Source organism: Thiothrix sp. (assembly GCF_028714775.1).
Classification (GTDB): Bacteria; Pseudomonadota; Gammaproteobacteria; order Thiotrichales; family Thiotrichaceae; genus Thiothrix.
Map to the genome: position 1 here is coordinate 14,156 of NZ_JAQTLS010000020.1, position 12,447 is coordinate 26,602.

Here is a 12,447-nt window from a genome sequence, read left to right on the forward strand (position 1 = left end):
TATTGCTCAGAGTTCGCCCAGATAGGCTGCTTGTACGGCTGGGTCATTCGCCAGTGTGTGGGATGCGCCGCTTAAGGTAATTTCGCCGTGTTCCATCACGTAACCACGCTGGCTGATGCCGAGTGCCAGCCGCACGTTCTGTTCCACCAGCAAAATGGTGATGCCCTGTTTGGCAATGGTCTGGATGATGCCGTAAACCGTCTGCACCATGATCGGCGCTAAGCCCATGCTGGGTTCGTCGAGCATCAGCAGTTTCGGTTTGGAGAGCATGGCGCGGGCAAGAGCCAGCATTTGCTGTTCACCGCCAGACAATAATCCGGCCTGTTGCTGGTGGCGTTCTGCCAGTCGTGGCAATAATGTGTAGATGTCGTCGATTTCACGCTGCACTGCTGCGCGGTCGGTGCGGTTGTACGCGCCCATCAGCAGGTTTTCCAGCACCGTCATGCGGGTGAAAATACCGCGTCCTTCCGGCACAAGCGCAAGGTTAAGTGTGGCAATCTGGTAGGCAGGCATTCCGTTGAGGCGCTTGCCATCAAACAGAATGTCGCCGGAAGTGGCAGGTAATAGGCCGCTCAAAGTCTTGAGCGTGGTGGTTTTGCCCGCACCGTTGGCTCCGATCAGGCACACGGTTTCGCCTTGTTGCACCTCGAAATTGATGCCTTTGACGGCGCGGATGCTGTCGTAATTGACGCACAGGTTTTGTACGGAAAGCAGGCTCATGCAGCGACCTCCCCACCCAGATAGGCAGCAATCACTTTGGGGTCGTGGCGTACTGTGTCGGGCGTGCCTTCGGCAATTTTTTCGCCGTAATCCAGCACCACCAAGCGATCGCAAATGCCCATCACCAGTTTGACATCGTGTTCGATCAGCATCAGGGTCAAGCCTTCGTCGCGCAAGCTCACCATCAGGTCACGCAAGGCGTTCTTTTCATTGGGGTTCATGCCTGCGGCGGGTTCGTCCAGCGCCAGTAATTTGGGTTCGCTGGCTAATGCACGGGCGATTTCCAAGCGACGTTGGTCGCCGTAGGAAAGGTGTTTTGCCAGCGTGTGGGTATGCTTGCCGATGCCAACACGGTTGAGTAATTGCTGGGCGTAAGCCTCACAGTCGCGTTCTTCCTTGCGGTTGTGGGCGGTGTGCAGCAACGCCGCCAGTACGCCGGAGGTGGTGCGCGTATGCCGCCCTACCATCACGTTTTCCTGCGCGGTCATATTGTGGAACAGGCGGATATTCTGGAAAGTCCGCGCAAAACCCGCTTTGAGGATTTCATGCGGTTTGCGACGGTACAAGGACGTGCCAGCTAAATCAATCGCCCCCGTATCCGGCTGATAAAGCCCGGTCAGGGCATTGAATAGCGTGGTTTTGCCCGCGCCATTGGGGCCGATGACACCGAAAATTTCACCTTTACGCACGGTAAAACTGACATCAGTCAGCGCCTTGATACCGCCAAAGTGTTTGGTCACGTTGGCAATGCGGAGTAAATCGCTCATGCGGCATCCTCCGCAAATTCACGTTTGCGCTGTTTGGAAGGCAATAAGCCCGCCGGACGGAACAGCATCATCATCACCAGCGCAATCCCGAACAGCAACATACGCAAATCCGCCGGGTCAATATACACCTGCCCAAACAGGACACGTTGTAAATCGCCGGTATAGCGCAAAGCTTCGGGAATCACCGTGACCAGAATCGCGCCGAGGATTACGCCGGGAATATTGCCCATGCCGCCCAGCACAATCATGGAAAGGATCATGATGGATTCCATCAGGTTGAAACTTTCCGGGCTGACAAAACCTTGGAAGCTGGCAAATAAGCCGCCGCTCAAGCCGCCAAAGGTTGCCCCCATCGCAAATGCCAACAGTTTGATATTACGGGTATTGATGCCTGCCGCTGCCGCTGCCATTTCATCTTCACGGATGGCGACCCATGCCCGCCCAATACGCGAATTTTCCAGCCGTACACACACGAATACCACCAGCGCTACACACAGTAGGAACAGGTAGTAATACAAATGTGGGGAGGATAGTGTTAGGCCAAGTACGTCCTGCGTTTTACCCAGCGAGAAGCCGAAAATCGACATCGGTTCAATCAGGGTAATGCCTTGCGGGCCGTTGGTGATATTGATTGGCGCGTTGAGGTTATTGATGAAAATGCGGATGATTTCACCGAAACCCAGCGTCACGATGGCGAGGTAATCCCCGCGTAAACGCAAGGTCGGCGTACCCAGCAATACCCCAAACAGTGCCGCAATCGCTGCACCCGCCGGTAATATAATCCAAAAGGGCAAATTCAGCCCAAACTGCGGAGAAGCCAGTAATGCCCAGCAATACGCACCCACCGCGTAAAAGGCCACGTAGCCCAAATCCAATAAGCCAGCATAGCCAACCACGATGTTCAGCCCCAAAGCCAACATAATGTAGAGCAAGGCAAGGTCGATAATCCGCACCCACGATTTGCCCAAGGAGGCTTCCACCAGAAACGGCAGTAACACCAATCCCAGCAATAACAGCGCGGCAGTCAGCCACACGCGGCTTTTGGCTTTACCCGTCAAAGTATCAAGCACGTTCAACGCTTTTACTCCCCAACAAGCCCGATGGTTTCAGCGTCAACACCAGAATCAGCACCATGAAGGCGAAAATGTCCTGATAATGGCTTCCCAAAAAACCACCTGTCAAATCACCGATGTAACCCGCGCCCAAGGCTTCGATCACACCCAGCAATAAGCCGCCCAGCATTGCGCCTGCAAGGTTGCCAATGCCACCTAATACGGCTGCTGAAAACGCTTTCAAGCCCAATAAAAAGCCCATGTAATAATGGGCTTGTCCGTAATTGGCGCTGACCATGACACCCGCAATAGCCGCCAGTGCTGAGCCAATAATGAAGGTGGCGGAAATTACTGCGTTGACATTTACGCCCATCAATTGCGCCACCGCTGGTGCTTGCGCGGTCGCCCGCATTGCACGCCCCAGCCGGGTGCGGTTGACCAGTATGACCAAGCCCGCCATGATTGCTACGGTCAGTACCAGAATGGCAATTTGCACATCAGTAATGGATGCCCCCAAGATTTCATGCCGCCCTTGTGGTAACAGCGTGGTGGGGAAGGCGATGTATTGCTTGCCCCAGATCAGCATTGCCACGTTTTGCAACACAATGGAAATGCCAATCGCGGTAATCAGTGGCGCAAGCCGTGGGGCATGGCGTAACGGGCGGTAAGCCACCCGTTCGATGCTGTAACCCAGCAACATACACGCCGGAATCGCTACCAGCAGCCCGGTCAAAACAATCACGATGCCGGGCAAATCCGGCGCTACCCCAAACAATGCCCCGATGACCGCCAGCGCGATCATTGACCCCATCATGGTGGTTTCGCCGTGGGCGAAGTTGATCAGTTCCAGAATGCCGTAAACCAGCGTGTAGCCCAGTGCTACCAGTGCGTACACGCTGCCCAGCACCAGTCCATTGATAAGCTGCTGTGCGAAAATATCCATTAGGGCTGAACCGTTTCCAATGTTTCCCACTTACCACCTTGCACTTTGTACAGGGTGATTGGCCCAGAAGTCAGGTCGCCTTTGGCATCGAAACTGATTTTGCCCGTCACGCCTTCGTAGCTGGTTTTCGCCAGTTCCGGCAGATATTTGGCAGGGTCAGTGGAATCTGCGCGTTTCATGGCATCGACCATCACGTAGGCAGCGTCGTAAGCATACGGTGCGTACAACTGGATTTGCCCGTATTTGGCTTCAAACTTTTGTTTGAAATCCGTACCTTTGGGCATTTTGTCCAACGGCAGGCCGGGGATGGAGGCAATCGCACCTTCCGCATCTGCGCCCGCGAGTTCAATGAATTTCGGGGTTTGCATCCCGTCACCGCCGAGCAATTGCGCGGTCATGCCTAATTGGCGCATTTGCTTGTTGATCGGGGCCGCTTGTGGATCCATGCCGCCGAAGAAAATCACGTCCGGCGCTTTACCCTTGATGGAGGTCAGGATGGCGGAAAAATCGCTGGCCTTGTCGTTGGTGTGTTCCACTGCCACGACTTCAGCGCCAGCGGCTTTCGCGGCTTTTTCCACTTCGGCTGCCAAACCTTGCCCGTAAGCGGTTTGGTCATCAATGATGGCAACTTTCTTGCCCAGCTTCGCGGCGTAAGCACCCAATACTTTACCTTGCTGTTCGTCGTTGGTCATGACGCGGTAAGCGGTCTTAAAGCCTTGGGCGGTATATTTGATGGCGGTAGCGGAAGGGGAGATTTGCGGGATGTTGTTGTCGGAATAGATTTTGGCGGCGGGGATGGTTGCACCGGAGTTCAAATGTCCAATAACCCCGACGATACCTGCGTCAACCATGCGTTGCGCGACGATGGTGGCGGTTTTGGGGTCGGCTTGGTCGTCTTCGCTCATCACTTCAAAGGTAACGGGTTTGCCACCGATCACGGGTTTGCTGGCATTGATTTCGTCAATCGCCAAACGGGCGCCGTTGTCATTGTCTTTACCGATGTGGGCTTGTGGGCCAGTCAGGGGGGAGGATTGCCCAATTTTGACCGGGCCATTGCCGCCAGCGGCAGCGCCTTCTTTTTTATCGCCACAGGCGGAAACGGTAAGGCCAACAGCCAAGGCAATGCTGAGTGCGAGCAAGGATGATTTCATGTTGCGTGTTCCTCGAAGTTTCTGGTTTTTTGATTTTAGCCAATTAATGGCGTTTCATGATACGGTCTTTTTCACGTCCCCAATCACGGGCTTTTTCGGTGTCACGTTTGTCGTGCTGCTGCTTGCCTTTGCCTAAGCCAATTTCGAGCTTCACCCGGTTATTTTTCCAGTACATCGCCAACGGAACAACGGCGTAACCTTTGCGGTCAACGGCGACATTGATCTTGAAAATTTCATTGCCGTGCAGCAGCAGCTTACGGGTACGCACGGAATCCGGGATGATGTGGGTGGAAGCTGACAGCAAGGCGCTGATGTGCGCCCCGAACAAAAACATTTCGCCCTTGTCTTGGATCACATAGCTTTCTTTGAGTTGGACGCGCCCTTCGCGCAGGCTTTTGACTTCCCAACCTTGCAGAACCATCCCCGCCTCGTAGGTTTGCTCAATGTAATAGTCGTGCCGTGCCTGTTTGTTCAGGGCAATGGTTTTCTGACCGGGAGTGCTTTTCTTCTTGGGTGTCTTTGCCATGATTTTTGAAAAGGGTGTTACGTAAAATGTGGAATGATAACCGGAACGGCGTAGAATTGCTTCGATTCCTTGACTGCCAGAGAACAACAATGCAATACGACGTAATCATCGCCGGAGGCGGCATGGTCGGCTCCACACTCGCGTGCTTGCTGGGCAAGGCGGGTAAGCGTGTTGCGGTGCTGGAAGCGCACGAACCGCCGCCATTTTCCCCTGCTGACCCTTACGACCTGCGCGTTTCCGCGATTAGCCGCGCCTCGCAACGGGCATTGGCGCAAGCAGGTGCATGGGAAGGTGTGGTTGCCCGCCGTGCTTGCGCGTATGAGGTCATGCAAGTGTGGGATGCGACCGGCGACGGGGAAATCCGTTTCGATGCTGCCGATTTGGGCGAGCCGGATTTGGGGCACATCGTCGAAAACCGCATGATCCAATTGGCTTTGCTGGATGCGATCCGCGCCCTTGATGGTGTTGACCTGTATTGCCCCGACAAACTGGCGGCATTCACAGTGGATGAAACCAGCGTTAGCGTAACCTTAGACAGCGGCAAAACCTTACAAGCAGAATTATTGGTAGGGGCGGATGGCGCACAATCGAAAGTCCGCCAACTCGCAGGCATCGGGCTGGAAACCAACGATTACGGGCAAAAAGGCTTGGTGTGCGTGGTGCAAGCCGAGTTGCCGCACCAAGAAACCGCATGGCAACGTTTCATGCCGACAGGGCCGCTGGCGTTTTTACCGCTGGGCGATGGCTCTTGTTCCATCGTGTGGACTTTGCCCGCCGACCGCGCCGATGCGATGGTGCAGAAAAGCGAAGCGGATTTCTGCCTCGAATTGGCCGCCGCACTGGATCATCGTTTGGGCGGAATCACGGCAGTAGGTGAACGTGCGGCCTTTTCCCTGCGAGGTCGCCATGCCGAACCTTATATCCAAGAACGGCTCGCACTGGTCGGCGATGCTGCACATACGATTCATCCATTAGCGGGGCAGGGCGTAAACCTCGGTATTAAAGATGCGCTGGAATTGGCAAACCAACTCGTTCGCGCCTCCGGCGACCTTGGCAGTGAGAAAGTATTACGCGCCTACGAACGCGCCCGCCGTGGAGACAATGTGCTGACCCAGAAAGCGATGGAAGGCTTCCGCCTGCTATTCTGTAACACCTTGACACCGTGGAAAATCCTGCGCAATTCTGGGTTATCTATCATGAACCGCATGGGTTTCCTAAAATACGAAATCGCCAAGAAAGCGATGGGCATTTAAACGCTGGAGGATTTTCATGAAACAACTTTCTCGCTGGGCAAGCATTGCCGCATTCACGTTATTTAGCGCCTTTTCTGCCGTGCAGGCGGAAGAAGTGATTGCCAAACAAGGTGACATTACCTTGCGCGGCGACCTGTCATTGGCAGAGGGTAAAACTACCAAAGACGGTGTGATCCTCATGTTGCACGGCACATTGGCGCACAACCAAATGGAAATCATGCAGTCATTGGCAGGTTTGCTGAAGGAAAGCGGCTATAACACCCTCAATATCAACCTCAGTTTTGGCATCGACAAGCGCCCATCCGCGATGCTTGATTGCACCATTGAGCACAAACATAAACACGAAGACGCAGTTGCCGAACTCGATACATGGATGAATTGGCTGAAAGCACAAGGTGCGAGCAAAGTAGTGCTGCTGGGACATTCGCGCGGTGGCAACCAAGTGTCGTGGTACGCAGCGGAAAAAGATTCCGACCTGTTGGAAAAAGTCGTCGCCATTGCTCCCGCAACGTGGGATGCCGGAAACGCTGCCAAAGAATACGAAGAGCGTTACACAAAACCGTTGGCGGATGTATTGGGCGAAGCGCAGAAATTGGTCGATGCAGGCAAGGGCGATACCGTCATGGACTTGCCCGGTTTTGTTTATTGCGAAAAAGCGAAAGCTACGGCGGCAGCTTTCGTCTCTTACTATAAGGATGATGAACGCAAAAATACCCCTAGCCTGCTGCCTAAAATCAAAAAGCCTATGCTGATAGCAAGGGGTTCGGCGGATGAGGTTGTGGCTGATTTGCCTGCCAAATTGGAAAAGGTGAAGCAGGATAATTTGACCGTGGAAACCATTGACGGCGCTGACCACTTCTTCCTAGACTTGTACGCTGATGAATTGGCGGAAAAAATTGTCACCTTTGTTGGCTGGAAATAACGCCTGACGCTTTGTCGCAGAGAACCCACCAGTTCTCTGTGGCGCGTACAAGCTACGTTGATGTGGCCTACAATTTAAGAATAATGACTTTAACAAAGAGGCTTGCCGATGAAACGTTTACTCGCTTTACTTCTGATTACTTCTTGTATTACTGCTTGTGCTTGGTTGCCGGGGCAGGCGCAAGAAACGCCAGCGCCAAACCCTATCACCAAACGGGCTAGCATCCTTGTCATCAATGATATTTACCGACTTGATAACTTGCCCTACGTGCGCAGTCTGAGGGCTGCGCTGGAAGAAAAGGAGGGTGATGTCCTGCTGTTACATGCAGGCGACTTTCTGTTCCCTTCGCTCTTGAGCCAGCGCTACGATGGCGAGCAGATGGTCAATGTGCTGAGCTATCTGGATGGCGATGGCAAAGCCTTTGACGAACGCATGTTCATTACCTTCGGCAACCACGAGTTCGAGAAGGGTAAGTTGAAACACGCCGAGATGCTGCAAAAGCGTATCACCGAATCGCAGTTCGCGTGGTTGGGGACGAATGTGGAGTTCCGCGAAATTTCACCGGGGCGGCGCATGGTGCAGGCCGATAACTTGCTGCCGAGCAAAATCCTGACGGTGAATGGCATGAAAGTTGGCATAGTGAGTGCAACGACGGATGTAAAAGGGGCAGATTACATCCAGCGTTTCATTCCGCCACAAGAAGCTGTGCGCAATGTTACCCGTGAATTGCGCAAACAGGGGGCGGAAGTTGTGATTGCTGTGACTCACCAAACCGTGCAGGAAGATAAAGATTTGCTCACGGCCTTGGGTGACGATGCCCCTGACCTGATTGCAGGCGGGCACGAACATGAACGCCAAAGTTTACAGGTTAACGGGCGGCGCATTGTCAAAGCCGATGCGGATGCCGTCAGTGCTACCATTGTGCGTTTGAGTGTGACGGGCAGCAAACTGCCACAAGCATCGCTGGAATTTGTTGATTTACCCGGCAAGTACGCTGCCGACAGCACCGTGCAGCAGCAAGTTACCCATTGGGAGAACCGCTTTGGGCAGGAATACTGCGCGGAAAAGAATGCCCCGGCAGATTGCTTGGCTAGCGTGTTGGGCAAGACACAAGTGGAATTGAAGGCCGAAGAACTGACTATCCGTCGCTTTGAAACCAATATCGGCGACTGGCTGGTGGATATTGCCCGTGAACAATTTGCTGCACAGGGCGCACAAGTGGCGTTCCTCAATTCCGGCGGGATGCGCTTAAACCAAAATATCCCCGCAGGTGACATTACCCGCAAACACATTGATACCCTATTCGGCTACCCAGCACGCTTGGTGATGCTCAAATTGACAGGCAAGCAACTGCAAGCCGTGGTTGACCGTTCCATCCAAGCGTGGACAGGTAACGGGCATTGGCTGCAAATCAGCGGTTTCGCCTTCCGCCACAACCCCGATAAAGGCACGGCAGAAGACCTCAGCCTCATCACCCCGCAAGGTCTGCGCCCGGTCAAGCCGGATGAAACCATCTATGCGGTAACGGGCGATTACCTAATCGACAGCAGCGGCGACCAAGACGGTTACACCATGCTCAGCGACAAACTGATTGTCGATCCTGCTCAACCGCGCATCGAACTCAAGGATCAAGTGGTAAAAGCCTTGCAACAAGCAGGCAGCACAGGCATTGCACCTAAGGTCGAAGGGCGGATATGCAATACTGCCGTGAAAGGTTCCCCCTGTTTGCTGGACTAACTTTTGCCTTCCAATAGCCCCAACCGCACCAGCACCTTCTTATAGGTGCTGAGGGTTTCCGGCATCAATACGCGCTGGATGTAGTCCAGTGCCCACTTGCGGTCACGTGGCCCTAGGCTTTCGGCGATGAAGTTGGCGAACGCAAGGCTCATGGAAAACCCCGGTTCTTGCCCGACTTTTCCCCATGTGGTTTCGGCATAATCCGCCATGCGCTGATTAAGCTTATTGATGAACGGGTTGCGGTAATCGCCGGGGCCACCGAAGTCGCGGGCATTATCTTGTACGTGGTCGGCAATTTTGACGGCAAAGCTGCTGACTAGCGTGCTGCGGTCTTCATCGTTCAGCACGTCATAGGCGATGCGGTCGAGGATGTGGATCATGAACGCCATGATTTCTTCCATTACCATCACTCGCTGCATCTGGGTATCGGTCTGGAAATTCTCGTTTTCGATTTCCAGCAATGCCTTCATGCCGATCTTCCACGCATTGAAGGCCAGCACGCTGACGGTATCTTCCAGCGAAACTTCACGTTCCTGCTTGCTCCATTTGGTGTTCAGGCGTATGCGCACTTGGGGTTTCCTCTCTCAAAACATAAACTGGAGGGCATTATAGTGGCAGTGCCTGCGGGAATGCGAATACAGCCACATGATTGAGCTTTCTTCCCCTTATCAGCTATCATTGCCGCGCTTGCACGTCAGGGTGGTGGGTTGAACCTGAAATCCTTGCCGGACTTCAGTCTGGCCTGCCGCTAGACTTAGCGCTTAGCCTGTTGAAATAAAAAGCAATCTACCGTTTGTCTATTTTTCATGCTTGTAATCGGTAGATGATGTGGCATTTTTGCAACATCTGGGCTAAACTTTGTAGCGTAATTGCAAAAAAGCTGTTGCAAGACGCTGACGAGGGATGTATAAATACACCCGTCAGATTGAACAAAAATCTCGGATTGAAACAACTTAAATCCTCAGGACAAACCTTAATAGGAGTCGACTCATGAAAAAATTACTCGTAATCGCAGTTGCCGCAGCACTGGCTGCTCCTGCTGCAATGGCTGATACCACCCTGTACGGCAAACTGCACGCTTCCGTAGGTTCTGTTAAAACAACTACTGGTACAGTATCTACTACTTCAAAAGCAGTAGAAAGCCACTCTTCACGTTTGGGTGTAAAAGGTTCTACCGCGCTGGATAACGGCATGGAAGCAACCTACGGCTTGGAATACGGTCTTAACCTTGATGGTGACAACGGTGGTGGTACTACTAGTGCAGCTACTGGTACGGCTGCCGCTGATACTTTAACGTCTCGTAACACTTTCGTTGGCTTGAAAGGCAAATTCGGCGAAGTTCGCGTTGGTAAGCATGATACTCCTGCTAAATTGGCAACTGCTGGTCAAGATGTTTTTGCTGATACTTATGCTGATATGTCTAACATCGTTAATGCGGATCAAAATCGTGTAAACAATGCTGTTGCATACATCAATAAGTTTGGCCCTGTTACCTTCGCAACTGCTTACACAACTAGTGGTATTGGTGCGGCTGATACTGCGGGCAATGCACATAGCACAATGTTGGCTTATGGCAATGGTCCTTGGTCTGCTGCCTTGGGTTATACTGCTGTTAAGACCAACGTTGAGACGGCTGCTGCGGTTCAGTCTGTTAAGCAAACCAACTTGGGTTTGGGTTGGAAGTCTGAAGCAGGCCACGCAGTCAACTTGATCATGGAAAATGACAAGAATACAAATGGCACTGCGAACACTAGCACTAAAGAAAAAACCACCTTGTTGAATGGCGTTTACAAAATGGGTAACGTTGGTCTGAAAGCGCAAGTTGGTTCACGTAAAGGTTCTGGTGCAGCTAATGCAGATGCTAATGGTACAGAAAAATTGACATCTGTGGGTGTTGATTACAGCTTGGGCAAGAAAACTTCTGTTTACTTGCTGAGTAGCAGCAACAAAAACACTGGCGCAGTCAGTGGTGCAGCATTGAAAACTGATACCAAAGCAACTGCAATTGGTTTGGTTACTGAATTCTAAGCCTAACGGTTTGGTTTACAGTTGAGAGAAAAGCGCCTTCGGGCGCTTTTTTCGTTTGAAGTTGTAGTGTGTGTGTTGGGTGTGTAAAAATGGTGTGAGTAAGTGAAGAGAGAGGTTAGCCTATGCACCGTGTTAATGTGATGTTGAAAGATGAAACGTGGTCTGCGTTGCAGTCTTTGCCCAAAGGCGAGCGTAGCCAGTTCGTTAATGAGGCATTGATATTGTCGTTCAATTTACGTCGTCGTCAGCAAGCGGCGCTCCGTTTGGCGCATTTGCGCAGTGGCATGATGCCTGTGAAAGTGAACCTGACGGAAGTCGTGCGTGAGTTGAGGGACGCACATTGAGCAGCCTGCCTATCTGGGTTGTTGATGCCAGTGTGTTGCTGAAATGGTTGTTGCCTGCTGAGCAGGAAGATTATGTGCTGCAAGCGGATGCTATTCGTGATGCCTTGTGTGATGGGCATATTGAGGTCGTTGTACCAGAATTATGGCGTTTTGAGGTGGGGAACACATTGTGTCGGTTGATGCCACAATATGCACAAGAATTACTAAGTTTGTGTGTTGATTTGGGTGTGAAGGATGTAAAAAATGATCAATGGATGTGCGAAGCTGTCAGGTTGGCAACAACCTATCCTGTGACGTTTTATGATGCGAGTTACCATGCCGTCTCAAAAATGTTAGGTGGCACATTAGTAACGGCAGACAAGCGTTATGCCGATAAAGTGTCGCAGGAAGGCAGTGTTATCCATTTGCAGGAGTGGGTAATTTAGTGGCTCAAGTACTTTCTCGCCAATGCCAACCCTGCACAGCTTGCTGCGACGGTTGGGTACAAATGAACATCAAGGGTGCGGATGTCTACCCCGGTTGTGCTTGCCCGCACAGTACTGGCAAAGGTTGCAACGACTACGCTAACCGCCCTATTGACCCCTGCGACAATTTCAACTGCGGTTGGGTAATCCCCAATAGCCCGCTACCCGTATGGATGAAACCCAACGAAGCCAAAGTCATGGTGCTGTTCAATAAGCTCCAGTGGCGTGGCTTGCCGGTAGATTTGGCGGTTCCGGTGGGTAAGCGTATTCCGCCGCGTGCTTTGAATTGGCTTAAACAGTTTGCGGAACAACGGGGGCGTCCGTTGGTTTACACCGAGCAAACTATCGAGAATGGCAAGTTCCAGAAAGACCAACAGACCATCGCCTACGGCCCGGCAGATTTCCAGCAGGAGATAGCTGCGAAAATTGCCCAAGGCCAGCGCTTGTGGCATTAGCCAATTCCTTTTGTAGCCTACGGTTTTTTTCAATGCTGCGCCGCGTTACACTACGCATCTTTGCACTAGGGCGTTCAGAAATACT

General features: G+C 52.5%; 14 protein-coding genes. 7 read left to right on the forward strand and 7 right to left on the reverse strand.

All coding sequences use genetic code 11. The annotated features are described in order from the left end of the window. Positions 1-6: 6 nt before the first annotated feature. From PHE17_RS16460 to smpB, 6 genes are read right to left on the reverse strand one after another with little or no spacing between them, the layout of a single operon-like run. Positions 7-720 carry an ABC transporter ATP-binding protein gene (locus PHE17_RS16460; RefSeq protein ID WP_301016995.1) on the reverse strand — a complete coding sequence of 238 codons (714 nt, stop codon included), beginning with the start codon at positions 718-720 and terminating at the stop codon, positions 7-9. After that, entirely contained in the window at positions 717-1,487 is a 771-nt protein-coding gene (locus tag PHE17_RS16465; protein ID WP_301016996.1) for an ABC transporter ATP-binding protein, read from the reverse strand. Before PHE17_RS16465 ends, PHE17_RS16460 begins: the two co-directional genes overlap by 4 nt. After that, positions 1,484-2,557: a high-affinity branched-chain amino acid ABC transporter permease LivM gene (locus PHE17_RS16470; RefSeq protein WP_301017064.1), complete on the reverse strand. Its 1,074-nt coding sequence runs from the start codon at positions 2,555-2,557 to the stop codon at positions 1,484-1,486. Before PHE17_RS16470 ends, PHE17_RS16465 begins: the two co-directional genes overlap by 4 nt. Continuing rightward, positions 2,550-3,482 carry a branched-chain amino acid ABC transporter permease LivH gene (locus PHE17_RS16475; RefSeq protein WP_301016997.1) on the reverse strand — a complete coding sequence of 311 codons (933 nt, stop codon included), beginning with the start codon at positions 3,480-3,482 and terminating at the stop codon, positions 2,550-2,552. Before PHE17_RS16475 ends, PHE17_RS16470 begins: the two co-directional genes overlap by 8 nt. Then, positions 3,482-4,633: a branched-chain amino acid ABC transporter substrate-binding protein gene (locus PHE17_RS16480; protein WP_301016998.1), complete on the reverse strand. Its 1,152-nt coding sequence runs from the start codon at positions 4,631-4,633 to the stop codon at positions 3,482-3,484. Before PHE17_RS16480 ends, PHE17_RS16475 begins: the two co-directional genes overlap by 1 nt. Positions 4,634-4,676: 43 nt before the next feature. Continuing rightward, positions 4,677-5,159, reverse strand: a complete 483-nt coding sequence (gene smpB / locus PHE17_RS16485) for an SsrA-binding protein SmpB (RefSeq protein WP_301016999.1) — start codon at positions 5,157-5,159, stop codon at positions 4,677-4,679. Between the two features lie 89 nt (positions 5,160-5,248). Between smpB and PHE17_RS16490 the strand changes: the two genes are divergently transcribed. From PHE17_RS16490 to PHE17_RS16500, 3 genes are all read left to right on the forward strand, one after another. Next, entirely contained in the window at positions 5,249-6,412 is a 1,164-nt protein-coding gene (locus tag PHE17_RS16490) for a UbiH/UbiF/VisC/COQ6 family ubiquinone biosynthesis hydroxylase (RefSeq protein WP_301017000.1), read from the forward strand. 16 nt (positions 6,413-6,428) lie between these two features. Continuing rightward, complete coding sequence (locus PHE17_RS16495; protein WP_301017001.1) at positions 6,429-7,334, forward strand: alpha/beta hydrolase; 906 nt, start codon at positions 6,429-6,431, stop codon at positions 7,332-7,334. A 108-nt stretch (positions 7,335-7,442) separates the two neighbouring features. After that, positions 7,443-9,071, forward strand: a complete 1,629-nt coding sequence (locus tag PHE17_RS16500) for a 5'-nucleotidase C-terminal domain-containing protein (RefSeq protein ID WP_301017002.1) — start codon at positions 7,443-7,445, stop codon at positions 9,069-9,071. Here the strand turns inward: PHE17_RS16500 and PHE17_RS16505 are convergent. Next, a complete protein-coding gene (locus PHE17_RS16505; protein WP_301017003.1) occupies positions 9,068-9,640 on the reverse strand; it encodes a hypothetical protein in 573 nt (190 codons plus the stop codon). The two genes, PHE17_RS16500 and PHE17_RS16505, sit on opposite strands and share 4 nt — an antisense overlap. Before the next feature lie 421 nt (positions 9,641-10,061). Between PHE17_RS16505 and PHE17_RS16510 the strand changes: the two genes are divergently transcribed. From PHE17_RS16510 to PHE17_RS16525, 4 genes are all read left to right on the forward strand, one after another. Further along, positions 10,062-11,099: a porin gene (locus PHE17_RS16510; protein WP_301017004.1), complete on the forward strand. Its 1,038-nt coding sequence runs from the start codon at positions 10,062-10,064 to the stop codon at positions 11,097-11,099. Positions 11,100-11,221: 122 nt separating this feature from the next. Next, complete coding sequence (locus PHE17_RS16515; protein WP_301017005.1) at positions 11,222-11,443, forward strand: hypothetical protein; 222 nt, start codon at positions 11,222-11,224, stop codon at positions 11,441-11,443. Then, the gene (locus PHE17_RS16520; RefSeq protein ID WP_301017006.1) at positions 11,440-11,868 is read left to right on the forward strand and encodes a type II toxin-antitoxin system VapC family toxin; all 429 of its coding nucleotides are present in this window, start codon (positions 11,440-11,442) and stop codon (positions 11,866-11,868) included. The genes PHE17_RS16515 and PHE17_RS16520 overlap by 4 nt, the downstream gene beginning before the upstream one ends. Continuing rightward, complete coding sequence (locus PHE17_RS16525; protein WP_301017007.1) at positions 11,868-12,362, forward strand: hypothetical protein; 495 nt, start codon at positions 11,868-11,870, stop codon at positions 12,360-12,362. Before PHE17_RS16520 ends, PHE17_RS16525 begins: the two co-directional genes overlap by 1 nt. Positions 12,363-12,447 lie beyond the last annotated feature (85 nt).

Bases quoted from the DNA above. Each gene is read 5' to 3' on its own strand.
- PHE17_RS16475 (WP_301016997.1), bottom strand. From the start codon at position 3,482: ATGGATATTTTCGCACAGCAGCTTATCAATGGACTGGTGCTGGGCAGC.
- PHE17_RS16490 (WP_301017000.1), top strand. From the start codon at position 5,249: ATGCAATACGACGTAATCATCGCCGGAGGCGGCATGGTCGGCTCCACA.
- PHE17_RS16495 (WP_301017001.1), top strand. From the start codon at position 6,429: ATGAAACAACTTTCTCGCTGGGCAAGCATTGCCGCATTCACGTTATTT.
- PHE17_RS16515 (WP_301017005.1), top strand. From the start codon at position 11,222: ATGCACCGTGTTAATGTGATGTTGAAAGATGAAACGTGGTCTGCGTTG.
- PHE17_RS16460 (WP_301016995.1), bottom strand. From the start codon at position 720: ATGAGCCTGCTTTCCGTACAAAACCTGTGCGTCAATTACGACAGCATC.
- PHE17_RS16480 (WP_301016998.1), bottom strand. From the start codon at position 4,633: ATGAAATCATCCTTGCTCGCACTCAGCATTGCCTTGGCTGTTGGCCTT.
- PHE17_RS16510 (WP_301017004.1), top strand. From the start codon at position 10,062: ATGAAAAAATTACTCGTAATCGCAGTTGCCGCAGCACTGGCTGCTCCT.
- PHE17_RS16465 (WP_301016996.1), bottom strand. From the start codon at position 1,487: ATGAGCGATTTACTCCGCATTGCCAACGTGACCAAACACTTTGGCGGT.
- smpB (WP_301016999.1), bottom strand. From the start codon at position 5,159: ATGGCAAAGACACCCAAGAAGAAAAGCACTCCCGGTCAGAAAACCATT.
- PHE17_RS16500 (WP_301017002.1), top strand. From the start codon at position 7,443: ATGAAACGTTTACTCGCTTTACTTCTGATTACTTCTTGTATTACTGCT.